This window comes from Streptomyces sp. NRRL B-1347, from assembly GCF_000720325.1.
Classification (GTDB): domain Bacteria; phylum Actinomycetota; class Actinomycetes; order Streptomycetales; family Streptomycetaceae; genus Streptomyces.
Genome location: NZ_JOJM01000081.1, coordinates 33,281 through 54,637, shown reverse-complemented (window position 1 = coordinate 54,637; position 21,357 = coordinate 33,281). Strand labels below are relative to the sequence as shown.

Below are 21,357 nucleotides of genomic sequence, written 5' to 3'. Positions count from 1 at the left end.
TTTCTCGGCCCGCCGCAGGGCGGACGTGTGCAACGTCGGATGGGCGGAAGAAGGGGGCTGCCCGCCCGGTGGCCGGGGGATACCGCCGGGCGGGCGCTGTCCGCGCGGCTGCGGCGGATTGCCGCCGCGCGGAGCTGAGGGTCAACGGGTGGCGTGGTAGGCCCGGTTGATCACATCGCCGACGACGTTGGGGTGGCTGACCATGACCGCGTGGGAGCTGTTGACCTCGGTGATGTGGGCGTCGGCGCGCTTGGCCATGAAGCGCTCCAGGCTCGGGGCGATGGCGTGGTCCTTCTTGGCCACCAGCGCCCAGGACGGGATGGTCTTCCACGCGGCGTGCTTGGCCGGCTGCCCGAAGGCCTCCGCCGCGATGGGCCGCTGGGAAGCGGCCATCAGGGCCGCGGTCTTCGCGGGCACGTCGGCGGCGAACGCGTCGGCGAACTTGGCCGGGTCGAGCATGACCTCGGTGCCGGTGGTGCCGTCGGGCCGGGTGAACTGGAAGGCCTGCTGCGGCAGCGGCGGGACGCTCGGGTCCGGGTGCGTCTCGAGGAGCCCGCCGAGCGTCTCGCCCTTGTCCGGAGCGAAGGCGGCGACGTAGACCAGCGCCTTGACGTCGGGGATGGCGGTGGCCGCATTGGTGATCACGGCGCCGCCGTAGGAGTGGCCGACGAGGATCTTCGGCCCCTTGATGCCCTTGAGCATGCCCTGCAGGTACGCCGTGTCGTAGTCCAGGCCGCGCAGTGGGTTGGCCACCGCCCGGACCTTGAAGCCCTGGTGGCGCAGCCGGGCCGCGGTCTCCGCCCAGCCGGAGGCGTCGGCGAAGGCCCCGTGGACCAGCACCACCGTCGGCTTGGGCTTCGCGGCGTCCAGGTCCTGCGCGCCGGCGGAAGGCGCCAGGGAGGTGAGGGAGGCGACGACCGCTGCTGCGGCCGTTCCGACGACCGCGGCGGTGCGACCGGTGTGCTTGTCGGTGCTCATGAGATTCCTTCGTGAGGGTGCGGCATGGCCGCGGATGGATCGCCGGGCGCGGATGTCGCGCTCCCAGCAGGGGCGGTGGGCGGAGGCTTTCGGCCAGGCCGCCCAGTGGCGCGCCGTCCGGCGGGACAACGATGCACCACAAGTTTGATTACAGTCAATAGCTGAAACTAAACCTCACGGGGGCCGGCGCCGCGTCGGCGCTCGTGCGGGTGGCCAGCAGGCAGGAACGCGCTGTGATCAGCAAGAACCAGGCGGGCGTCGGCCGCGCACACCGACCGCGGCGCCGGGCCGGGGCGACGGTGCGCACCCCGCCCGTGGGCAGACCGCGGGACCCGGCGGTCGCCAGGCGGCCCTGCAGACCGGGAGCGAATATCTGGCCACCGGCGGGCCCACGTAGATGACGGTCGGCAAGGTGCTGGCGGGCGCCTGTGCGGCGGCGCCTGCCCTGAACCGACGCTGGCCGAACCATCGCGAGCGGGTGGAGGACGCGCTCCCCCGCGGCCTGGACCAGCAGCGCGGCCAGCCAGTGGTCTGGAGCAAGGACGCGGACATCTGAGCGGAACAGCACCTGCTGCCGGAGGGAGCTGCGCCGGTACGGTTCCTACAGTCGGTCCGTGTCCGTCGGGATGCCGAGCGGCACGCGGCCGGTTGTCTCCCAAGTGGCCGGGTTCACCTGGACGTGGGCGGTGACGGTGGCCGCGTCCCGGAGGCGGCGCTGCAACGGCGAGTCGTCGTAGATGGCCGATCCGCCGCCGAGGTCGTACATGGACCGGACGACGTCCGCGGACGTGCGAGCGGCATGTGTCGCCGCCAGACGCAGTCCGGTGCGCAGGCCTGGTGTGACGGCCTCGCCGGTGTACGCGGCGCGCCATGCGTCCTCAACGGCCTCATAAAGCCCGGCCTGGTCGTGCCTCAGCGTGGACTTGTGTAGAGGCCCTCGTGCTCCCAGGCCCGCAGGGTGTCGTAGTCCTCGATCAGCTCCGGGCCGGTGGGGGCCGCAAGGTAGGCGAACCCGGGGGAGGTCGGCAGGCTGCTGGTGGGGGCGAGGTGCTGGCCCGGGGCGAAGCCGGGGAAGACGGCGACGACGCTGGGCAGTTCCGCGATCTTGGTGAGGGCGTCGGGGTTGGCGTGGCCGGGGTGGTGGTTGATGAAGTCGACCCACCGCAGCACCGGCTGCCGACCCGGATCGGGAGTGGTGCGGGTGTGCAGGGATGCGGGATCGATCGTGGCGGTGACCGTCAGGGTGGTCTGGGAGGGGCCGAGGTAGGCGTCCACCACGTCGGGCCCGGTGCCTCCGCCCAGGCGGGCGCCGGTCTCGATGAGGATCGGTCCCCTGTCGGTGAGCATGACTTCGGTGTGGGCGGGCGTCTCGGTGATGCCAAGTGCGTCCAGGACGTCGCGGACGTAGCCGGTGAGCACCTTCCCGTCGGCGCTGGCAGGGGCGACGGGCTCCTGGAAGTCGTAGATGGGTGCGGCGGTGGGGCCGAGGCGTTTGGTGTAGCGCCAGATCTCGGCGACGTGGTGCTGCCCACCCGAGGAGACCGTGTTGATGCAGTACTCGGTTCCGTGCAGGCGTTCTTGGACGAGCACGGCGTCGTTGGGTTCGCCGAAGAGGTTGGGGCCGCCCAGGACGGCGGTGGCGGCCTGGCCGACCTCCTCGGCCGAGCCGCAGAACGTCACGCCGTCGGTGCCCGCGCTGGCCAGGGGCTTGACGACCGCCTCCTGGAGGCCCCATGCGGCGTACCAGTCGGCTGCGGCGCGGGCGGAGCGGGCGACGGTGGTATGCGGGGTGGCAAGGCCTGCGGCCTGGACCGCCTGCTGCATGAGGAACTTGTCGCGGCGGGCTGCGACCAGCGCGGGGTCGTTCGTCGGCAGCCCCAGAGCGCTCGCGAGGGTCTCCGCCAGCACGACACCGGTTTCGGTGCCGGCCATCACGCGGGAGACGCGCAGGCGGGCGAGTTCCCGCGTGAGGTTCGTGAAGTCGGCGGTGAAGCCCAGATCGAGGACGTAGTCGTCGGGGCTGTACGAGCGCAGGAGGAAGGCGCCTATGTCCGGCTGGCTTCGCACGTGGATGCAGTCGACCCCCGCTTGTGCCAGTCGCCTGGCCAGCGTCGCCCCGGTGGAGTATCCGTCGACGATCGCTACCTTCATGGAGCTGTTCCTCTCGTGGTGCTGTGGGAGTGGGGATGCCGGCTGTCGCAGGGGCAGTTGGGCAGGGGCGGTGCTAGGCGGGTTCTGAGGTGTGGGAGGCGTGCAGGGCGCGGGAGAGCGGCACGCAGGCCAGAGCTCCCAGCGCGGCGCTGGTGATGAGGAGGCCGGCGACCAGGGGGCGGCCTCCCGCGTTGAGGGCGCCGGCGATGCCCAGCGGGGTGAGCGAGGCGATCGCGCCCGCGATGCTGAGGGCGGCTTGGTAGCGGCCGATGGCGCCGGGCGGGGCGGCCGTTGCGACGAACGCGCCGGCGGCGACGCTGTAGCAGATCTCGCCGGGCACCATGATCACTGCTGCGCTGGTGTACCCCACGGTGGTGTGCTGCAGTGCCGCCAGTGCCATGGCGGCACCCAGGATCAGGCTTCCGGCGGCGAACACCGGGCCTATGGGATAGCGCACGCGGTCGTCGGGGCCGACCAGCAGGCGGGTCAGCGGCGGGCTCAGCAGTAGGACCGCAGCGGAGTTGGCGAGCATGGCGGTGCCGTAGGCGAACGGGGCGAGGTGGTCCGCGCTCATGACCAGAGGCAGGACACTGATCAGGCCGTAGGCGCAGGTCGTCGCCGCGACGGCGGCGGCGACCATCCAGCGCAGCCGGGGGTCGGAGACGATCTGTGCGTAGGTGGCGTGCTCGTGCTGGCGTTCGCCCCGGGGCGTGTTGGGGCGGCCACTCAGCATGGCGCGCACCAGGAGGGCTGCGGCCACGCAGGCAACGGCGTTGAGGGCGAACAGCAGCCGGTAGCCGTGGGCGTGGGCGATGAAGCCGCCGACACCAGAGCTCAGCGAGAGCCCCACGTTCGACACCCAGTAGACCCAGCCCTGGGCGCGGGTGCGTGCTCCTTCGTTCGTCAGGCGGTCGTTGATCTGCGCGGAGACGGCCGGCCGGTGGACGTCCATGGTGCAGCCCAGGCAGAAGGCGAGCAGCAGCAGGGCGTGCAGGCTGCTGGCCACGGCCAGCCCGGCGCACACCGCTGCGGCAAGGAGCAGTCCCGCCGTGCACGCGGCACGGGCTCCGATCCGGTCGGTCATCGCCCCGCTGACCAGCTGTCCGACGCACCAGCCGAGGCCGAAGACCGTGAGCGCGGCGCCGGCGGCGGTCGTGCCGTGCGCGGCGCTGATGGAGTAGCCGAGGAAGTCGTAGGCGAAGCCGCAGGCTTTGACCAGGAAGGTCGTTGCCAGGAGCGTGGTGATGACTACGCGGGCGGGCGGGCCGGACGGGCGGGAGGGGGTGTCCGCCCGAGGGGGTGCGGTGGCCGTCATGCCGAAGGGCCTGCCTTGCCGGAAAGCGCCATGCCGCTTGTTGCCCTGGCAGTCGTGGGTGGGTGTGGAGGGGGGTCGGTCAGTTCGGCCAGGCCCGCGACGATGCGCTCGTGCAGGTGTGCCATCTGCGCGGGCGGGTGATAGCGCGGGGAGCAGGCCAGTTCGATGCTGCACCGCCCGGTGAAGGTGGAGATGAAATAGCCCACCCAGGACACCGCCTCAGAGGTGGCGAAGCCGCGGAAGTCGACGATCTCGGTCCCAGGCGGCACGGCGAGCTCGGGCACCGGGCCCCAGTTGGTGATGAAGTTCCCGACGCCGGTACGCGCGCGGCCCTGGGCGGCCGCCGACGCCGCGGCTCGCATGACCGCGAGCGCCCTCCCGTCTTCGATCCCGGCGACGAGCTGCTTCTTCGTCTCCTTGGCCAGCACACCCAGATCCGAAGTGGGCCCGCACGCGGTGACCGTGGGCGCGAATCCCAGGGCATTGGTGACCTCGTCGGGGCGCGCCACGGGGCGCAGATGGGGACGCAGGTCCACGAGATGGAACATGATCATCGGCAGTTCGGGGCCGGCACCGGCTGCTTCGGTGAGCGTCGCGCGTTCGGCGCGGATGATCGCCCCGGCCAGCAGGGCGTGCAGCGTCGTTCCCGCTGCCCGCGCGTGAGCGAGCAGGGCCGCGGTCTCACGTTGCGACAGGGTGATCCGCTGTGCCGGGTCGGGAGCGAAGCCCGCGCCGCCCCCGGTGTCGGCGACGGGGAGGCTGTGCACCGGGCCCGCAGCCGCCGCGGTGAGGCCGGGCAGGGCCATGGCGCGGGTGTGATGGGCCTGTTCGAGGCTGCGTGGGTGGACCGGGACCGGATCGGGGAGCGTCGCGCCCTGGGCCAGGGCGGCGGCCGTGTGCCAGAAGTACTCCAGCAGCACCGATCCCAGCGTGGCGTCGTTGATCGCGTGAGACACCTGCAGGGCGACCGCGGTCCGCTCGCCCCCGGTCACGATGGTGAGTCTTGCCAGGCCGCGCGCGGGATCCAGGACGGTGAGGCCGCGCCCGAGCCAGTCGGAGACCGTGCCGTGCACGACTTCGGTGGCCGCGTTGCCGGCGCCGTCGTCGTCAATGTGCAGCCAGCACTGCTCGCCGGTCGTCTCTATCGTGCCGCGCAGCATCGGATACTTGTCGCACAGCAGCCCGAACGCGGTCTGCAGTCCCGCGATATCGACCGCACCCGCACAGATCGCCACATAGTTGACCGTGAGCTTGCGCGGCACGAAGCCGTGATCGATCAGTCCCAGAGGGTATTTCATGTCGTTCTCCGCTGGTTGGTGGTCTGGGCGGCGGGCATCGGGTGCTTGATCACGCCGGGCCCAGCAGCGCGGGACGGGTGGTACGCGCCCGCACCACGGTCGCCGGGTCGGCCGGACGCCAAGTCCGCACGTCCAGCGGCCCGCTGATGCTGTGCGCCTCTGCGGCGAGGGTGCCGTCCGGTGAGGGCAGCACGTCTTCCTGGGTGGCGGGCTCGTCACTGTGGACGGTGAAACGCATCGGAAACGGCGCGGCACGCACAGCGCGGACCTCCAGTTCTTGTCGGAGCGGGTGTCGCAGAGCCACCCTGTCGCCGCTGTGACACCCGCACCAAGACGCTGCTAACGCTGGTGCCAGCAGCACCTGGCAGTCGGTGCCGGGCATGGCTGATGATGGGGAGGTGAACTCCGCCGCCACCCCCCGCCGCACCGAACTCGCCGCGTTCCTGCGCAGCCGCCGCGACCGCCTCACCCCCGCCGCGGCCGGCCTGGCACCAGGACTGCGCCGCCGGACACCAGGACTGCGCCGCGAAGAGGTCGCGCATCTGGCCGGAGTCTCCATCACCTGGTACACCTGGCTCGAGCAGGGACGCCCCATCAACGTCGGCGCGCAGATCCTGGACGCCATCGCCACCACCCTGCGCCTGGACGCCGCCGAACGCGCCCACCTCTACCGCCTGGCGGAGGTCCCGATCCCCGCGGTGGCCACCACCGCCAACCCGATCACCCCCACCTTGCAGACGATCCTCGACGCCATCACCGGCTTCCCCGCCGCGGCCATCAACACCCGCTGGGACCTGCTGGGCTGGAACGCGGCGGCCGCCGCCCTGTGGCCACGGCTCACCTCACCCGAGAGCTCCCGCAACGTCTTGTGGGAGATGTTCACCACCCCCGAGTGCTGCCGCCAGTTCGTCAACCGCGACGTCGGCCTGCCGCACATGGTCGCTTCGTTCCGCGCCGACTTCGCCCACCACCTCGACGACCCGGCCTGGACCGACCTGATCCGCGCACTGGCCACCGCCAGCCCGGAATTCACGCGGCTGTGGGCCACCCACGACGTCGGGGCACCGCCGACCCAGACCATGACCTACCACCACGCGGCGGTCGGCGAGCTGTCGCTGTCCCTGACGCGCATGGAACTGCCCGCCGTAGCCGAAACGATCGTCACCGTGTGGACCCCTGCCGATGAGGACAGCCGCTCGCGCATGGACCAGCTCCTGGCCCACCCCGAGGCTCCCTGGCTGGACCACACCCACTGAGACGCCGATGTCGGCCCCGGATGGCCAGCGCAGCAACCACCGCCCTCGGCGGGCGGCTGCTTCAGCACACCGCCGTCCCTCTGGGGAGCATCCAAGGCCACCGCGGCCCGCATCACACGCCCGCCCCTGCGGCGAACTGAACCTGGTCTCGATCCCTCTTGCTGCGCTCACCGCAGCGCCCCGCGCCTTCCGGTAGCAGGCCCTGAAGTCCGCGATCCAGATTTAGTTACAATTCTTCTTTGTAACGCTACTCATTGCATGATCCTCCACAGCTGAGCCGTACGGCCATCAGAAAGGACCTCACTCGCTATGTCCACGCCCCGGACCGATGCCGTCCCCGCCCCGCCGACTGAGCGGTCACTGCCACCGGAAGCCCTGCGCGGTTCCTACCAGTCCATCACCGAGGTCGGTGCGCCGGTGCTGCACCGCCGGTGTGCCGAGGTCACCGAGTTCGGCCCCGAGCTCGCGCGGCTCATCGATGACATGTTCTTCACCATGCACGTGGCCCAGGGGGTCGGCCTGGCCGCGAACCAGATCGGTGTCGACCTCCAGGTCTTCGTCTACGACTGCCCCGGCGAGGACGGGCTGCGCCACATCGGACACATCTGCAACCCCGTCATCGACGCCCCTCGGCCCGCAGAGCCCGCTGGGCCCACAGAACCCGCAGAGCCCGCCGCGGGCAAGGAGGGCTGCCTCTCGGTGCCGGGCGGTGGGCTCCACGAAGTCCCCCGGGCCGCGCGTACGATCGTGCGCGGCCAGGACAAGGACGGCAACGCCCTCGAGGGCCAGGGCCTGCTCGCCCGGTGTTTCCAGCACGAGACCGACCACCTCGACGGCACCCTCTACATCGACCACCTCACCCCCGAGCAGCGCACCCGCGCACTTCAGGAGATGGCCGCCAACCGCCAAACGGTGCTGGCACAGCGCGACGCACGGGCCCGCGCCCTGCGCGGCTGACCAGCCTCCACCGCCTATGTGAGTTCGGCTGGCAGCGCGGCGCCGTGCGCGCGGACAGCGACCTCGAAACGGTCGTCCGCTTGTGTTTCGGCAGCTACTTCGCCGACTACCTGCGCACCGGCCGCGTGACCCCCGCCGACCACACACAGCGGGTCGCCGCCGCCCTGTGGCCGACGATCGCCATCAGCCGGTCCCGCTGACCGGCAAGGCGACCGCCCGGCGCGACGAGGCAGCAGCGCCGCAGCAGCCAGGCTGTTCGCCGCACAGAACCGCACCGCATAGCCCGCTCCAGCCAGCCGGCCCGGAGCCTGCGGCCGCCGCGCCCTTGTCGAGGCCTGGGGCAGCGCATTCCGTCGGTGTCGCCTCACCCCCGTCCGCCCCCAAGCCCAGACCTCTCACCCGGACTTAGGGCTTGGACCGGTCGCCCGTGCCGGAACTCAGTAACCGGTTGCAGACGGGTGGGGCGCCCGGGAGACGGCCAAGACCACACTGGGCCGCGGCCGTCGGGCATTCCCTCCGGGTGTGTCCGCCCTCACGCGGCGGGCGGCGCCTGTGCGCTGTCGTCCGCCCGCAGGACGGGCCACAGAAGGGCGACGGTGCGGTCGGCGAGGTCGTCGGGGGTCTCCCGACCGGTGAGCAGGTAGTCGCCGAAGTAGCTGCCGAGGCAGAGGGTGACGGCGGCGTCGAGGTCGGCGTCCTGTCGGACAGCCCCGGCGTCCTGGAGGTGGCGCAGGGTCTCCAGGAGTTCGTCGCAGCGCGGCTTGGTGGCGTGCTCGCGGATCAAGGCGAACAGCTCGGGTTCGCGTTCGGCTTCGGCCATGAAGTTGCCGTGCAGGGACATGGCACGCGGATTGCTGTAGCGGGGGTCGACCCGGCGGACCGCCTCGGTGAACGCCTCGAGCGGGGTCATGGCCTCCAAGGCGAGGGGCTGGTAGGCCTCGCGTTGTTTGCGCAGGCCGTACAGGAGGGCATCCACGGTGAGTTCGTACTTGCCGGGCCAGCGGCGGTAGAGGGTGGGGCGGGTGACGCCGGCGTCCGCGACGATGTCACCGATCGTCATGCGCGAGTAGCCGTCGGCGGCCAGGCGCGCGCGGGTGGCCTTGAGGATTGCCTCCTCGATCGCGGGGTCGCGGGGCCTGCCACCGGGATGCGGTGCGGCCTGCTGCTTGGTCGTTGCCTCGGCCGCCTGCGCGCGGCCCCGCGGGCGGCGCGTGCGACTGACGGCCGTCTCGTTCCTGCTGCTCACAGCGGTTCCTCCTTGTCGGGTTCACAGTAGTAGGCCTCTAGGATCTGCGGCACTCGAAGTTTAGTTACGTACCTTATCTGTAACGTTATCTATGGTGCATGATCCTTCACAGTTGAGCCACGCGACCGTCAGGAAGGACCTCGCTCGCGGCGAGACAAGGACGGCAACGCCCTCGTCCTCGACTGCGCTTCCCCGGAGCGCGGGCGGCGAGGTCCATCACGAAGAGCGCGTCGGATGCGCAGGGCGGGGCGGCCGCGGTGGAGGACGTCGAGCACCTCGAGGATGTGCCGGGCGCCGCGCACGAGAGGGCTCCGGAACCTCCAGCCGCCTCCCCCGTCAGCGCCCGAAGCTCCGCGAACTGCTCAACTACGCGCGGCGGGCGACACCCTGCAGATCTCCGGGGTGTTCCGCCTTCGCAGACGACTGGATCCTCGATCCAGGCCTCGGCCAGGACGAGGTTCTGCCGGGCCGCGCCAGGCCCAGCGGCGCCGGCAAGTCACGCGGCCCAGCGATGCGCACGACGCCCGGCCCGGCGGTTCCGGCAGCGCGGGCCCTGCGGGGCGGCGCGGGCGAGCGCGGGGTGACTCCCGGTTGCCGACGGCAGGGCTTCGTCTTGCGTGCGACGCGCTCTCGTCGCGCTGGGGTCCGCTTCGCGTGGTGGCGGGCACAGCTCGGCGGCCTCCCGGGCGAGCTCGGCGTAGCGGCGCCGAAGACAGTGCCGGCCGAGCCGAGCCGTTGGATCAGCACGAGGAGGCTGGCCCTGGCGCTTCCGCAGCAGGTGTCCAGCACCTCCTGAAGGTGCCCTGCGGACCAGGGCCTCGGGCCATTCGGCACTCGGTGGGCCGTACAGGGACGGCGTTCTGTCCGTCCCTCCGCAACCGCTTCAGGAGGGGGAGTTGATGGTCGGGCTCGCGCTCACGCACCAATTAAGTTACAGTCATTCACTGTAACGATTGACCTCGGCGGGGCCACCGCTGACGACTTCTACCTGGAGGACGGCCATGGCAGGCAACTACGAACGCGGTCGAGTGGGACTGCTGCTCGTTGACCTCGTCAACGAGAACTTCTCGAAGGACGGCAAGGGCTATTCCATCTACGCGCCGGAATACGAACGCCTGGGCACGATCGACAGCCTGAAGAAGCTCATCGCCGGAGTGCGGCGGCACCAGGACGTTCCCGTCTTCTACTCGACGACCGCCTTCACCGATGAGGACTACTCGACCTGGCGGCACGTCTCCGGGATTCACCGGCAGATGTTCGACCAGCGGATGTTCGAGGCCGGCACCTGGAACACCAAGTTCCACGAGGAGCTGGCCCCGCAGCCGGGTGAGGTGATCCTCGCACCGCACAAGGGCCTCGACGTGCTCCAGCACACCGACCTCGAGTTCCAGCTGCGGCAGCGCAACGTCGACTATCTGGCGATCGCGGGGGTCTCCGGGATCATGGCCGTGGAGTCAACGGCCCGCACCGCGATGGAGCGCGGCTACCACGTGACGGCGTTCACCGATGCGATAGCCGCCCCCGGCGGTCTGGTCACCTACCAGGCGATGATGCGCGGCCTGACCATGGTCTCCCACAACGTGACCGGCGTTGACGACTTCCTGGCCTCGCTCGACGAGCTGACGGCGTAACACCTTCACCACCGATCCGGCGAAGAGAGCAGCAGGGCATGCAGCGGGTACGAACGCGGTTGGCGGACGCTTACGACCGCTTCCTGGCATCCGATCCCGGACTGATCCGGATGCGGTCCGCGCTCAGCACGGTCTGCGCGACCGGGCTGACACTCGGCGTCCTCGCGGCGCTGCATGCCCCGGTGCCGATCCTGGTGACGGGTGCCCTCACGGCGATGGTCAGCGCGGCCGCGGTCACCGAACCCCGGCCGCGCGACCAGGCGCTGACCCTCGCGACGGGGGTGCCGGTCGCCTTGGCGGCCGTGGCGGTCGGCAGCGTGCTGGCACCGTACCGGGTCGCGGCGGACGTGGTGTTCGTGCTGTTGATCTTCGCCGCCCTCTACATCCGGCGGCTGGGCCCGCGCGCGACCACGCTGGGCATCTTCGCCTTCCAGCTCTTCTTCGTGACCCAGTTCGTCAACACCCGCGTGGAGCAGTTGCCGCAGCTGTTCCTGGCCGTCCTTGTGGCCTTCGCCAGCTCGGCGCTGGTCCGGTTCGCCGTCCTGCGTTCGTCGCCCGGGCGGACGCTGGCACGGCTGCGGCGGGCCTTTGGGCTGCGTCTGGCCCTGGTGCTCGACGCGCTGATCGAAGTGGCCGAGGACGGACCGCGAGCGCCGCGCGCCGAGCGGGCGGTGAGCGCCTTGCGCCGGTCCACGGCCCGCCTGCACACAGGCGCGTTGATGATCCAGAACGGGCTGGCAGCCGGCACGCCCGACGCACGCACCGCCTCCTCGGTCCAGCGCCGCGTGGCCGAAGCGGAGACGGCCGTGGAGCGGCTGGCCGTCCTCGTGCTGCGGGTCCTGCGGCCCGGTGCGGACGTCGACACCCTGACCCCGCACCTGCCGAAGGTCCGCCCCGCCGGATCCGCCATCAGCGCCCTTGATGCGGCGGCGCTGCCCGTGCTGGTCTCGGAGCTGCGTGCGTTGCGCGCGGCGATCGGCACGGGTCCGCAGCGGCCGGCGGACACCGATCCCGCCGCGGTGCGTGATCGGCTGCTCGGCTACCTCGGTGACGAGCAACTGCCCGACGCGTCCCCGGCGATGCAGGACGTCTTCCGCTCTGCCGGGGACCTCACCCGCGCCCTGATCGGGCTGTGCCCGGCCGCCGACGGGCCAACCCTGGCGGCCCGGGGCACCCCCGAGACGGCTCGGTCGCGCAAGGAGTCCATGACAGAGGACTCCGGCCTGGCAAAGGAGCCCGTACCGCAGCAACAGGGCCCTCGCGTCCGCCCCACCACCAGGACCGCACTCCAGGTCGCGACGGGATCGGCGCTGGCTGTCATCGGCGGTGAACTGATCTCGCCGCAGCGCTGGTACTGGGCCGTGTTCACCTGCTGGGTGGTGTTCATCAGCACCTCCTCCACCGGCGAGATCCTGGTCAGGGGATACCGGCGCCTGGTCGGCACGGTCGCGGGTGTCGCCGCCGGGCTCGCCCTCGCCGCCCTGATAGGCAACACCTCCTGGCTGTCCTTCGCCCTGGCGGGCCTCAGCGTGTTCGGGATGTACTACACGATCACGGTGTCCTACACCCTGATGTCCTTCTTCGTCACCACGATGATCGGCATGCTGTACGCGCTGCTCCACTCCCTCACCCCTGGCGTGCTGGTGGTGCGGATCGAGGAGACCGCGCTGGGGATCGCGTGCGGGCTGATCGCCGCTCTGCTCGTACTGCCGGTGCGCACCCGGGAACGCACGGACCAGATGCTGCGCGACGCGCTGGAGCAACTGCGCGCGGTGCTCTCCTCATCGCTGGCCCAGTTGGGCGGCGAGTCCGGCGGAGACCTGCTCGATCCGGCCCGCGCGCTGGATTCGGCCCTGGAGAGCCTGCGCCTTTCGGTGCAGCCGCTGATCACCCCGCTCAGCCCGTCGCGGTCCCGACGGCGCACCGCGCTCTGCGTGCTGGGGCTGCTGGAAACCGCGGCCTTCCACGCCCGCAGCCTGGCTGCCACGGCCGAACTGGTACCCGCCGACCTCCGCATCGGCACCGATCCCCGCCTGGTTCGCGAGGCCTACCGGATCGACCGCAACCTCGCGATCCTGATCAGCCAGGTGGCCGTCCGAAACGAGGGCGGCACCGCGCTCGTGCGCGGCCCCGGAATTCCCACCCAGCCAGCAGTGAGCGAGGGTGAGGCGCGCGCCGAGGACATCCACGCGACACGACGGGCCCTGCGGCACCTGCACCGCGTCGACGAGAGCATCCAGGCCCTGGCGCGCACGCTTCAGCTGCCCGTCCGTGATGACTCCTGACGCCGGCCGCGTGTCCGCCGCTCCTGTGGAGCGGACGCCTACCACCGTGCCGCGCTGACGGCCGCCGCCGAGACACCTCCCCGGGAGCAGAGGTGTCCTGCCCTCACCGCCCAGGACAAGGACACCCTGCGCAGCGCCGCCTACGGTGCCGTCTCGCTGATGGCCGCCGCGGGTGCCGCAGGCAAGCCCCACATGGCCGCCACCCACGGCACCATCGCCCTCACGTCCGCCACCGGCCAAGTCGGGCACATCCTCGCTGAAAAGACCCGCATCAAGAACCTGGGCGGCACCACCACGGCCGCGCTCGCCGACCACGTCCTGCCCGCCCTCACCGCGGCGATGGACCTGCTCAACCAGCAGTCCCCGGCAGAGGCCGCCGACTTCCGCGACACCGTCGTCATCGCCGTGAAGGCGGCCGCCCGCGCACACCAGGGTGAGCCCGGGCCCGCGCCGGCCGCCGTGGCCCGGAAGATCACCGATGCCCTCGACGCCGCGTGACCCAAGCGACGATGAAGGCCGCCCCCGCGTGCCGTTACAGGTGGAGGAGCATGAGGACTTCGTCGCGGTCGTCTCCGGGGGCCAGGCGCAGGGCTCCGGGCCAGCGGCCGATCTCCTTCCAGCCGAGTCGGGCGTAGAAGGTCTCCAGACCCGCTCCGGCGCGTGCGGCCAGGTGGAGTTGCTCCAGGCCCATCTCGGTGCGGGCGACGTGGTGGGCGTGTTCCATCAGGGCGGCGCCGATACCCCGGCCGCGGGTGCTGGGGTGGGTCTGCACGTGGTGCACGGTCCCCCAGTGGGCGGTGAGCGGAGCCGGGTCGCGGCGCAGGTGCAGCCAGCCGACCAGTTCGCTGCCGTCCCAGGCGGTCAGCAGACGGGACGTGTACGGGGCGAGGCTCTCGATGATGGCGTCGAGGGCGGGCGCGGCGTGCTGGGTGTCGATGGGCGGTAAGGGGAAGCCCGCGGCGCCGCCGTCGTTGGTGACGTCGACCCAGCACTCGAGCAGGGCTTGGCGCAGGTGCGGATCGGTGTCGCGGATTGAGGCGGCCTGGTGCAGGTGGAAGGAGTCGGTGGTCATACCGCGGAGTCTGGCAGGACCCACTGACAGACCCCGCTGCGTCCGCTTCTGCGGTGAACGAGTCACCCCCGTACGGCCCGTCGTCCCACAGCGACGCGGGCCGTACGGGGAAGCCGCGCCATCGGTCAGGGCCGGTCGAGGCGCGACTCCGTCCGAAGTCACTCGTACCGCGTGCGCAGCGACTCCCGCTCGATCTCCTCGATCTGCTCGATGGTCAGGCCCGGCAGGTTCAGCTGAGCCAGCGTCACCTCGGCGCTGGTCGGCTGGGCGTCAGCAGGAAGCCACTGCTCCGGTCGCCAGGCGTTGGCGCGCATCAGCGACTTCGGGCAGTGCGGGTAGGCCTGCTCGACCTGCACCACGATCGCCGCGACCGGCGGCTTTCCCACGGGTGTGAGTTGGGCGAGCAGCTCCGGGCTCGCGGAGACGCAGGCGCGGCCGTTGACGCGCAGCGTGGTCGGGCGGCCGGGGATGAGGAAGAGCAGTCCGACGCGTCCTGTCTGCAGGATGTTGTGCATGGTGTCGAGCCGCTTGTTGCCGGTCGCGTCGGGTATCACCAAGGTTCGCTCGTCCAGCACCGAGACGAATCCCGCCGGGCCGCCACGCGGCGTCACGTCCGCCCGGCCCTCGGCGTCCGCACTGCCGATGAACATCAGCGAGGAACAGCCGATCAGCGCCCGGGTCTCCTCGGTCAGGTGGTCGATCTCCTTGCGGAGCGCGTTTTCGTTCGGCTGCTCGTAGAGCTCGCGCAGCTGGTCAGGGCTGGTGAGGGCGTCCGCCCGAAGCGATTCGAAGAGCAAGCCGTCGGCTGCAGTGTCGATCATCATAAGGACGACCCTAGGAGACGACCGGAGCAGTGTGTGGGTCAGCACGTGATCTCGCCCGTGCGAACCGGCCGCTGCTCCTCGGCTCGGTCGCAAGACCTCACCCTTCGGTTACTGAGCGTGTGGCCCTGAGGGCCGGGCACCACGAGCCGCCCCGAGGGCCCACCAGCCGCCGCGGGCTCCGGGATTTACGATCGGGTCAGGGCACGGACGCATCGCTGGACGATGATGAGGTTTTGATGAGGCCCGCGGCCCGGCCGGGCGAGCGGTCAGTCCCCGGCGGGCAGGCGCAGCACGAAGCGGGCCCCGCCACCCTCTCCGCGCTCAGCGCTCTCGGCGGTGAGGCTGCCGCCGTACGCGTGGGCGACCCAGGAGGCGATGGACAGGCCGAGCCCCGTCGACCCCGACCCGCTGCGGAACCGTTCGAACAGCGACCTCACCCACAAGCCTCCGCCTGCCACGCCGTTCAGGCGCTGTGCGCGCCCAGAGCCACATCCCGTAGGCCCCTGCCAGCTCCGGCCAGCCCGTCGCGAGCCGCCGGGCCGCGCGATGGACGCCCAGTAGGTCGGTGATCCCGTCGAGCTTGAAGTCGGTGGTGCTGACCAGGACGGAGCCGCCCCGGCCGTGGTCGGCACCAGGCGTCCAGGACTCTGATGGCAGCCCAACAGCCGGTCCTTGACGCCCACGGCCTGACCATGTGGGCCTACGCCGTGCTGTCCCAGCTCGATGAGACGCCGTTGCGCACTCGGCCGCCGCGGCGCGGCCCGCAGCTGCCCAGGCCGCGCCGGCCGAGGCCATCCGCGCCGACAAGACGCGAATCATCGCCGTACTCGACGACTTGGAGGCACGCGGACTGCTCACCCGCCAGCCGGACCCCAAGGACCGCAGGGCACGCCTGCTCTCTCCCACCACCGAAGGCCGCCGGCTTCGGGACTCCGCGCGGACCGCCATCCAGGACGGAGCGCATCGCCTGCTCGAACAGATCCCGGCCCCAGACCGACAGGCGTTCCTCCGCGGCCTGCACAGGCTGTACGAGTCGAGTCGGCAACAGCCACCTCGTTGAACGGCACCCAGCCAGCGCAGAGAACGCTGTCGCGCGAGTTGATCCATTTGATGGGTAGTCAGCCTTCTGTTTGATGGCGTGCTGGTCCACGCTGACCGCCGCGTGCAGGGGGCGGAAACTCCATCAGGAGGACTCGACCTGCACCTCCACCACCGAGAGCCACTTGCCGTCCTGCTGGACGGTGACGCGCAGGCGGCTGCCATCGCCGGTGGCCATGCCCGACCAGCGCGGCCGCTCACCGCCCCGGTAGGTCAGACCGCAGGCCTCCAGTTCCGCCTCGTAAGCCGCGCGTTCGCGGCCAGCCTCCTCCGAGCTCGCGTAGGAGACGATGCGGTGACTCGCGGAAGCCCCGCCGTCGACGGCCTCGGAGTAGTACGTGGCGGAGTACTGGATGTGCTCGGGGGTCTTCCGCTCGCGGAACGAATCGGGGCACGTGTCGCGCTCCGCGATCCGCGGCAGCGGTGAGTCCTTCGTGTCCTCTTCCTGGGCCTGCCAGTGCCAGCGGTCGTTCCCCGGGACCTCGTCGGCGGGCAGAATCCGCGGCATGCCGTCGACGACGATCGCCGGGGTACTCGGATTCGTTGCCGGGTGCGCCCGTCGGTCGAGGGCATCCGTGCTCGCCCACACCAGCGCCCCGGCCATCACCACCGTCGCGCCCATGACCGCGCCCGCGACCCGGCGACGGACCCGCCGCCGTCCGCCCCGGGCGCGCACCTGCACCGCACTCGGCAGTCGCACCGCCACGTCGTCGAGGAGTTCCTCGATCTTCACATCAGCCATGATTCGCGACCTCCTCGGTGATGGGTGCGGAACGGGCCGCGCCGGTGTCCTCGTCACGGGTCAGGCGGGCGCCGAGTGCCTTGCGTGCCCGGCTCAGCCGGGTGCGCACCGCGCCGTTGGTCGTGCCCGTCTCCCGGGCGACCTGCTCCACCGGCAGGTCCAGGAGGTGGTGCAGGACCACCACCTGCCGCTGCCGGGGCGGGAGTTCGCGCAGGGCCGCCACCAGCGCCACCCGGTCCGCCGACAGTTCCGGTACGTCCGTCTGCGGGCCGTGCCGGAACTGGGCGCGCACCCGGTTCCGCGTCCTGCGCCAGGTGCTGATGGCGAGACGGGCAGCCACCGTCCGCACCCAGGGCAAGGGGTCATCCCCCTCTCCTGTGAGCTTCCCCCAGCGCTGCCATGCCCGTACGTACGCCTCTTGGACGGCGTCCTCCGCCTCGGCGAGGTCCCCCGTCATCGCGTAGACGACAGCGACGGTCCGCTTGGCCGTCGCGGCGTAGAACGCGTCGAACTCCTCCACCCGCCGCGCTGCGGCCGGCCCCTCTCTACGCTGTCCCATCGTCCCCCATTCCCTCGCCCGGTCGTTGTTGTCTGCCTGGTACACGCCCGGGAGGGCGGCGATGTTACGTCTCCGTTCCGACCAGGGAGGCACAACGGACCCCAGCGATCAGCCATGCATCGGAGTGCATGGTGGTGAGGTCCGGTGATGATGGGCCGCCAGCATCCACAGACCCACAGCAGAGCGAGCCGCGGCAGCACCGTCCCTCATCGTCGTTCGGTCAGGCCAGCGCCGCTGCCCCCCCCACCGCCACGGACGCGTTACCGGCGACCAGGATCGCGCCGAACAGCAGGATGAACGACGCGGCGAGCACGAGTCGTCATCAGCCGACCGGCTTCTTGATCTCGGGGTTCAGAGGGGCGTACGTGATCTCGGCCTGCTTGCTTCCTCTCTGCCCGCCGGGCAGCCAGCTCATGATCAGTGCCTCGGCCGCGCGGGCCAGGTGGCCACTCAGACACGGATGCGGACGAACCTCTACCGGGTGCCACCGTTCAGCAGCAGACTCGCCCTGAGAAGTGCGCGCCCGAGAAGCGTCCGGGTGTGCCAGGCCAGCTTGTCCCGGTCGCATGCCTCCGTGCGAGCGGGACATCAGCCGATGAGGCGACGGAGCACGGGAACGCTGGCGCCGCCTGCGGTGAGGCCGGTGAGGGCCGCTTCGGCGGCCGTGCCGCCGCCGACGAGGACGAGCCCTCCCATGACCAGGCCGACGACGGCCGCCGTCAGGAGCACGAGGGCGGTGTGCACTGACAGGAACGGATCGCGCTCGGGCTGGTTCGGCGGCGTGGGTGCAGGCGAAGAGCTCACGTACGTCTCCATGGCTGGGTCGGGGTTGTGACGACCGCTCCTATGTCGTGGCTCTCCTGGCACCCCACGGACGTGTTGCACCGGACGACTCCGAACGGACCGGCCCCAAAGAATCATGAAAGAGCTCGTGGGGTCCCTGCGGGCACCGGACATACAAGGGGGCGTCCTGTGAGGGAGCCGAGGTAGCAGCCAGAGCCAGCGCTTCCGGCCGGGGCGCGACGGTGACGACCAAAGGGGGAGGCGATGCGAGATGACGGTCAGCCCGGCGACGGGCAGTCCGCCGGTACGCGTGCCCGGAACCTACCACCTGCCGGTGAGCCCTGCGGGAACCAGCTCGGCGCCCCGGTCCCCGCGAGCACACTGCGCAAGGTGGATTCCCCTCACAGGCGCGAGACGCGGCGGTTGCAGGAGAACATCGACCGTCGGATGGCCGACCGACAGATGGTCCTGCTGCTGGCCCGGGACGGCTTCGCCGGACGTCGTTACGAACGGTTCGAGGAGGAACTGGCCAGGTACGGCATCTCGGTGCTCCGCGCCTGGATGCACTCCGGGTTCTTGTTCCAGCTCCTCGCCACGCACGGCTTCGACCTCCACCCTGATGAGCGCGAAATCGAAGAGCTTGCCCGGGACAGCGACGTGCGGGAGGAGTTGGCGACGATGACGGTGGCTCGCGCCTTGCCGCGGTTCCGCCAGCGGGCCCTGGTGGAGGGCGGGTGGAGCCCCAACGGCGGCGCCAGTATCGCCACGTACTTCATGGGCGCGTGCGCATACGAGTTTCCCAACGAGTACCGCCGACACCGCAGCCACCAAGAGAGGTGGCGCCGCGCCGTGCACCAGGCCGGGGCCACCGCTGAACCCCCCACGGTCAACAACGTCGCCTCCGAGGTCCTGGGCAAACTTCGGGTGCTGGATGACCTCACCAACATCTGCGACCCTCGCATGCGGACGGCCGTCGCCCTGACACTTGACGACTACACGCAGGAAGAGATCAAGCAGATCCTCGGCGCGTCATCGGTCCGCGCCATCGAGGGACTGCTCTACCGGTGGAGGACGGCGGCGAAGCGGGAGGAGGATGAGCGCCATGAGTGACCAGGACGAAGCCGTCGACGCCCAGGATGAGGAATTCGACGCTCTGTTGAAGCAATCGTCCCTGGGGACCGAGGGGGCCCGGCAGCTCAGTGAACGCACTCCTCTCTCCCTGGCCAGGGCGGTGCGCAGGATCGCGCATCTGCGCCACCACATCACCCGCCTGACCACCGGAGAGGCCGAACGACTCTCTTCTGTTCGTGAGCTGCAGCATCTGGTGGGGTCCCTCGGCTACGCCGCGGACGACGTGGCCTCCAATGATCCGCGCGAGGCGGCATGCCCCACGGCGTTGCCCACAGCGTGCACGGAGACCGTTGACCCGAGCCGCGCAGAGCAAGCATCCGGGCACCCCGGAGAGCTCTCCCGCCGTCAGTCGACCACAGGTCGCGCATCGACTCCCACGGCACGCAAGTCCGCCTCTCGAAGCACTCGTGAACGTCCCGCCGAGGGCCCAGGACTCAGCACCCTCGGCCCCCAGGAAGGCAGCGACTCCGACGATTCCGTCACTGCCAGCGGCCAGAGCACCACCACGCACACTCGTGCCAGCCACACCGAGGAGCAAGGCGCCGAAGCCCCAAGGCTCTGGCACGTCACCCTGACAGTCACCGGCCCTGCCAGGCCGCTGGCCGAGGTGCGCCGAGCCCTGGAGCAACTGGCCCATGAGCACCCCTTCATACTGACCAGCCGTTACACGACCGACCACGCCGAGATCCGCTACTGGGAGGAGGCCCATGACCTGCACGATGCGGCCGCCGTCGCGCTGCGCGTGTGGTACGAGCACCGGGATTCCGCAAGGCTGCCGCCGTGGGAGGTCGACGGACTGGAAGTCATCGACCGTCAGACCTACCACCAGCGCATCGCGGACGGATCAGCCAACGCCGGCTCCGGATCCGGATCCGACAAACCGCGCGGCGGCCGCGGCAAGGCGACCGCCGATCATGGCCGCCCTCCCGGTGGTCCCGCCTGACCAATTGCGGTGGTGTTGCCCCAGCTCACTTCGCCGGGAGATTCACGAGTTGAGCACTCAGCTCGGCTCCTCGCTGCGACGTCGTGACGCGTACCGTCGCCATGGTGTCCAGGCGAGGCTCGCGCTCCCCAGTGCGACAGATCCCGCCGCCAGTGCCCAGAAGCCGACATCAGGGGCAGCCCCGTCGGTCCAGTCCCAGGTGCTGCCGGTGAACCAGATGATGGGGAAGGCCGAGGTCAGAGGGAGCACCCAGGCGAGGCGGGACCCGAAGAGGGCGGTGGACAGCTGTGCCAGGCCGAACCAGGTGAGCAATGAGCGCACGAAGACCAGTCCGGCCGCCGCGTCGACCGCCAGGGGCTCGGCTGCCAGGGAGAGGCAGACGGCAATCAGGACCCCTCCGGCAAGGAGCTGGACGCGAGCCCGGTGGAAGGCGCGTGAGCCGAGCTGCTCGTGGGCAGCCATGGGCCCCGACCACAGGGTGGCCAGGAACACTGCCGACAGGAGAGGCAGATCCCGTCGGAACGGGATGCCGACGGTGCCGCCGCCGTCCTCGAGGGAAGGCACGGGGACCTGGGTGCCGCCGAGGACGGCGGACAGGACGGTGACGGCGGCGACTCCCCCCAGCACGGGGACGACCCGGTGAACCCTCGCGAGGCTGAGCACATGAGGGCTGGGCATCAGCCTTCGCATCCGGCCTTCTTCATTTGAGCGCGCTGCTTGGCAGCCCACACCTCCTGCTCGGCCTCTGTGAGGGCGACGGCTTCGCCGGCTGCCCTCTGCTCCTGAGCGACTCCCACCATGTTCAGGCCTGCGTCGGCTGCCTTGGGGTCCGTGCCCATGGCTCGGTACTCCAGCCACAGGTCGAGGCGGTTGGAGGCTTCCCAGGCGCGCCGGGCGTTGCGCGGGGGCGTGCAGCCCAGGGACTGTGTGGACACCTGAGCGGCCATGGAAATGGCGGCGGGGCGTACGTGCCCCTCGGCTATGTCGAAGCCGGGATCTCCCAGCCTCGTGGGTCGCAGGCCGAACTCGTAGAACGCGGCCGGCTGCTTGACCCAGCCTTGCGGAATCCAGGCGAGTCGATCGGCCAT

The 21,357-nt window shown here is 70.8% G+C and carries 24 protein-coding genes and 1 pseudogene; 10 read left to right on the top strand and 15 right to left on the bottom strand.

Annotated elements, in window-relative coordinates; all coding sequences use genetic code 11:
* Positions 1–141 precede the first annotated feature (141 nt).
* On the bottom strand, positions 142–978 hold the full coding sequence (locus tag IG74_RS0139370; protein ID WP_030687392.1) for an alpha/beta fold hydrolase: 837 nt from the start codon (positions 976–978) through the stop codon (positions 142–144).
* A 397-nt stretch (positions 979–1,375) separates the two neighbouring features.
* Between IG74_RS0139370 and IG74_RS52460 the strand changes: the two genes are divergently transcribed.
* Complete coding sequence (locus tag IG74_RS52460; protein WP_158857974.1) at positions 1,376–1,534, top strand: hypothetical protein; 159 nt, start codon at positions 1,376–1,378, stop codon at positions 1,532–1,534.
* A 45-nt stretch (positions 1,535–1,579) separates the two neighbouring features.
* Here IG74_RS52460 and IG74_RS50170 read toward each other — a convergent pair whose 3' ends face one another.
* The 5 genes from IG74_RS50170 to IG74_RS0139340 form a co-directional block, all read right to left on the bottom strand.
* Complete coding sequence (locus tag IG74_RS50170; protein ID WP_234334603.1) at positions 1,580–1,894, bottom strand: hypothetical protein; 315 nt, start codon at positions 1,892–1,894, stop codon at positions 1,580–1,582.
* Complete coding sequence (locus tag IG74_RS0139355) at positions 1,891–3,129, bottom strand: ATP-grasp domain-containing protein (RefSeq protein ID WP_030687387.1); 1,239 nt, start codon at positions 3,127–3,129, stop codon at positions 1,891–1,893. The genes IG74_RS50170 and IG74_RS0139355 overlap by 4 nt, the downstream gene beginning before the upstream one ends.
* A 73-nt stretch (positions 3,130–3,202) precedes the next feature.
* Positions 3,203–4,444: an MFS transporter gene (locus IG74_RS0139350; protein WP_030687385.1), complete on the bottom strand. Its 1,242-nt coding sequence runs from the start codon at positions 4,442–4,444 to the stop codon at positions 3,203–3,205.
* Complete coding sequence (locus IG74_RS0139345) at positions 4,441–5,742, bottom strand: phthiocerol/phthiodiolone dimycocerosyl transferase family protein (RefSeq protein WP_030687382.1); 1,302 nt, start codon at positions 5,740–5,742, stop codon at positions 4,441–4,443. Before IG74_RS0139345 ends, IG74_RS0139350 begins: the two co-directional genes overlap by 4 nt.
* 49 nt (positions 5,743–5,791) lie before the next feature.
* A complete protein-coding gene (locus IG74_RS0139340; RefSeq protein ID WP_030687379.1) occupies positions 5,792–5,980 on the bottom strand; it encodes a hypothetical protein in 189 nt (62 codons plus the stop codon).
* A 142-nt stretch (positions 5,981–6,122) separates the two neighbouring features.
* Between IG74_RS0139340 and IG74_RS0139335 the strand changes: the two genes are divergently transcribed.
* From IG74_RS0139335 to IG74_RS52455, 3 genes are all read left to right on the top strand, one after another.
* Positions 6,123–6,998 (top strand): helix-turn-helix transcriptional regulator, encoded by an 876-nt coding sequence (locus tag IG74_RS0139335; RefSeq protein WP_030687377.1) that lies wholly within the window; start codon positions 6,123–6,125, stop codon positions 6,996–6,998.
* Between the two features lie 309 nt (positions 6,999–7,307).
* Positions 7,308–7,955 carry a peptide deformylase gene (gene def, locus IG74_RS0139330; RefSeq protein WP_030687375.1) on the top strand — a complete coding sequence of 216 codons (648 nt, stop codon included), beginning with the start codon at positions 7,308–7,310 and terminating at the stop codon, positions 7,953–7,955.
* Between the two features lie 44 nt (positions 7,956–7,999).
* The gene (locus IG74_RS52455; protein ID WP_158857972.1) at positions 8,000–8,155 is read left to right on the top strand and encodes a hypothetical protein; all 156 of its coding nucleotides are present in this window, start codon (positions 8,000–8,002) and stop codon (positions 8,153–8,155) included.
* Between the two features lie 332 nt (positions 8,156–8,487).
* Here the strand turns inward: IG74_RS52455 and IG74_RS0139320 are convergent, their stop codons facing one another.
* Entirely contained in the window at positions 8,488–9,201 is a 714-nt protein-coding gene (locus tag IG74_RS0139320; protein WP_063761331.1) for a TetR/AcrR family transcriptional regulator, read from the bottom strand.
* Positions 9,202–10,202: 1,001 nt separating this feature from the next.
* Between IG74_RS0139320 and IG74_RS0139315 the strand changes: the two genes are divergently transcribed.
* The 3 genes from IG74_RS0139315 (at position 10,203) to IG74_RS0139305 (ending at position 13,615) form a co-directional block, all read left to right on the top strand.
* Complete coding sequence (locus IG74_RS0139315; protein ID WP_030687370.1) at positions 10,203–10,832, top strand: cysteine hydrolase family protein; 630 nt, start codon at positions 10,203–10,205, stop codon at positions 10,830–10,832.
* 38 nt (positions 10,833–10,870) lie between these two features.
* On the top strand, positions 10,871–13,117 hold the full coding sequence (locus IG74_RS0139310; RefSeq protein ID WP_030687368.1) for an FUSC family protein: 2,247 nt from the start codon (positions 10,871–10,873) through the stop codon (positions 13,115–13,117).
* Between the two features lie 159 nt (positions 13,118–13,276).
* Complete coding sequence (locus tag IG74_RS0139305; protein WP_234334602.1) at positions 13,277–13,615, top strand: hypothetical protein; 339 nt, start codon at positions 13,277–13,279, stop codon at positions 13,613–13,615.
* A 34-nt stretch (positions 13,616–13,649) separates the two neighbouring features.
* Here IG74_RS0139305 and IG74_RS0139300 read toward each other — a convergent pair whose 3' ends face one another.
* The 3 genes from IG74_RS0139300 to IG74_RS51500 form a co-directional block, all read right to left on the bottom strand.
* Positions 13,650–14,189 (bottom strand): GNAT family N-acetyltransferase, encoded by a 540-nt coding sequence (locus tag IG74_RS0139300; RefSeq protein ID WP_030687364.1) that lies wholly within the window; start codon positions 14,187–14,189, stop codon positions 13,650–13,652.
* A gap of 158 nt (positions 14,190–14,347) precedes the next feature.
* On the bottom strand, positions 14,348–15,010 hold the full coding sequence (locus tag IG74_RS0139295) for an MSMEG_1061 family FMN-dependent PPOX-type flavoprotein (RefSeq protein WP_037826849.1): 663 nt from the start codon (positions 15,008–15,010) through the stop codon (positions 14,348–14,350).
* Positions 15,011–15,279: 269 nt separating this feature from the next.
* Positions 15,280–15,450, bottom strand: coding sequence for an ATP-binding protein (locus IG74_RS51500; protein ID WP_234334604.1), 171 nt, complete (start codon positions 15,448–15,450; stop codon positions 15,280–15,282).
* A gap of 356 nt (positions 15,451–15,806) precedes the next feature.
* On the opposite strand from IG74_RS51500, the gene IG74_RS53785 reads away from it, so the two are divergent.
* Positions 15,807–16,073: a MarR family winged helix-turn-helix transcriptional regulator gene (locus tag IG74_RS53785; RefSeq protein WP_324607534.1), complete on the top strand. Its 267-nt coding sequence runs from the start codon at positions 15,807–15,809 to the stop codon at positions 16,071–16,073.
* 123 nt (positions 16,074–16,196) lie between these two features.
* Here IG74_RS53785 and IG74_RS0139280 read toward each other — a convergent pair whose 3' ends face one another.
* From IG74_RS0139280 to IG74_RS0139260, 3 genes are all read right to left on the bottom strand, one after another.
* Positions 16,197–16,853, bottom strand: coding sequence for a hypothetical protein (locus IG74_RS0139280; protein WP_158857970.1), 657 nt, complete (start codon positions 16,851–16,853; stop codon positions 16,197–16,199).
* Complete coding sequence (locus tag IG74_RS0139275) at positions 16,846–17,412, bottom strand: SigE family RNA polymerase sigma factor (RefSeq protein WP_051856333.1); 567 nt, start codon at positions 17,410–17,412, stop codon at positions 16,846–16,848. The genes IG74_RS0139280 and IG74_RS0139275 overlap by 8 nt, the downstream gene beginning before the upstream one ends.
* Positions 17,413–18,000: 588 nt before the next feature.
* Positions 18,001–18,216, bottom strand: coding sequence for a hypothetical protein (locus tag IG74_RS0139260; protein ID WP_234334600.1), 216 nt, complete (start codon positions 18,214–18,216; stop codon positions 18,001–18,003).
* Positions 18,217–18,618: 402 nt separating this feature from the next.
* Between IG74_RS0139260 and IG74_RS0139255 the strand changes: the two genes are divergently transcribed.
* Together IG74_RS0139255 and IG74_RS46680 are read left to right on the top strand one after the other, a co-directional pair.
* Positions 18,619–19,305: a hypothetical protein gene (locus IG74_RS0139255; protein ID WP_158857968.1), complete on the top strand. Its 687-nt coding sequence runs from the start codon at positions 18,619–18,621 to the stop codon at positions 19,303–19,305.
* A 565-nt stretch (positions 19,306–19,870) separates the two neighbouring features.
* Positions 19,871–20,269 (top strand): annotated as a pseudogene (locus tag IG74_RS46680) (hypothetical protein); the annotation flags it as partial.
* 57 nt (positions 20,270–20,326) lie between these two features.
* Here IG74_RS46680 and IG74_RS0139245 read toward each other — a convergent pair.
* Both IG74_RS0139245 and IG74_RS48330 read right to left on the bottom strand, forming a co-directional pair.
* Positions 20,327–20,959 (bottom strand): hypothetical protein, encoded by a 633-nt coding sequence (locus tag IG74_RS0139245; protein ID WP_051856331.1) that lies wholly within the window; start codon positions 20,957–20,959, stop codon positions 20,327–20,329.
* The gene (locus IG74_RS48330; protein ID WP_051856329.1) at positions 20,947–21,357 is read right to left on the bottom strand and encodes a hypothetical protein; all 411 of its coding nucleotides are present in this window, start codon (positions 21,355–21,357) and stop codon (positions 20,947–20,949) included. The genes IG74_RS0139245 and IG74_RS48330 overlap by 13 nt, the downstream gene beginning before the upstream one ends.

Coding starts and splice junctions, on each gene's coding strand:
- IG74_RS0139370 (WP_030687392.1), bottom strand. CDS start 978: ATGAGCACCGACAAGCACACCGGTCGCACCGCCGCGGTCGTCGGAACG.
- IG74_RS52460 (WP_158857974.1), top strand. CDS start 1,376: ATGACGGTCGGCAAGGTGCTGGCGGGCGCCTGTGCGGCGGCGCCTGCC.
- IG74_RS0139355 (WP_030687387.1), bottom strand. CDS start 3,129: ATGAAGGTAGCGATCGTCGACGGATACTCCACCGGGGCGACGCTGGCC.
- IG74_RS0139350 (WP_030687385.1), bottom strand. CDS start 4,444: ATGACGGCCACCGCACCCCCTCGGGCGGACACCCCCTCCCGCCCGTCC.
- IG74_RS0139345 (WP_030687382.1), bottom strand. CDS start 5,742: ATGAAATACCCTCTGGGACTGATCGATCACGGCTTCGTGCCGCGCAAG.
- IG74_RS0139340 (WP_030687379.1), bottom strand. CDS start 5,980: ATGCGTTTCACCGTCCACAGTGACGAGCCCGCCACCCAGGAAGACGTG.
- IG74_RS0139335 (WP_030687377.1), top strand. CDS start 6,123: ATGGCTGATGATGGGGAGGTGAACTCCGCCGCCACCCCCCGCCGCACC.
- def (WP_030687375.1), top strand. CDS start 7,308: ATGTCCACGCCCCGGACCGATGCCGTCCCCGCCCCGCCGACTGAGCGG.
- IG74_RS0139315 (WP_030687370.1), top strand. CDS start 10,203: ATGGCAGGCAACTACGAACGCGGTCGAGTGGGACTGCTGCTCGTTGAC.
- IG74_RS0139310 (WP_030687368.1), top strand. CDS start 10,871: ATGCAGCGGGTACGAACGCGGTTGGCGGACGCTTACGACCGCTTCCTG.
- IG74_RS0139305 (WP_234334602.1), top strand. CDS start 13,277: ATGGCCGCCGCGGGTGCCGCAGGCAAGCCCCACATGGCCGCCACCCAC.
- IG74_RS0139300 (WP_030687364.1), bottom strand. CDS start 14,189: ATGACCACCGACTCCTTCCACCTGCACCAGGCCGCCTCAATCCGCGAC.
- IG74_RS0139295 (WP_037826849.1), bottom strand. CDS start 15,010: ATGATCGACACTGCAGCCGACGGCTTGCTCTTCGAATCGCTTCGGGCG.
- IG74_RS0139280 (WP_158857970.1), bottom strand. CDS start 16,853: ATGGCTGATGTGAAGATCGAGGAACTCCTCGACGACGTGGCGGTGCGA.
- IG74_RS0139275 (WP_051856333.1), bottom strand. CDS start 17,412: ATGGGACAGCGTAGAGAGGGGCCGGCCGCAGCGCGGCGGGTGGAGGAG.
- IG74_RS0139245 (WP_051856331.1), bottom strand. CDS start 20,959: ATGCGAAGGCTGATGCCCAGCCCTCATGTGCTCAGCCTCGCGAGGGTT.
- IG74_RS48330 (WP_051856329.1), bottom strand. CDS start 21,357: ATGGCCGATCGACTCGCCTGGATTCCGCAAGGCTGGGTCAAGCAGCCG.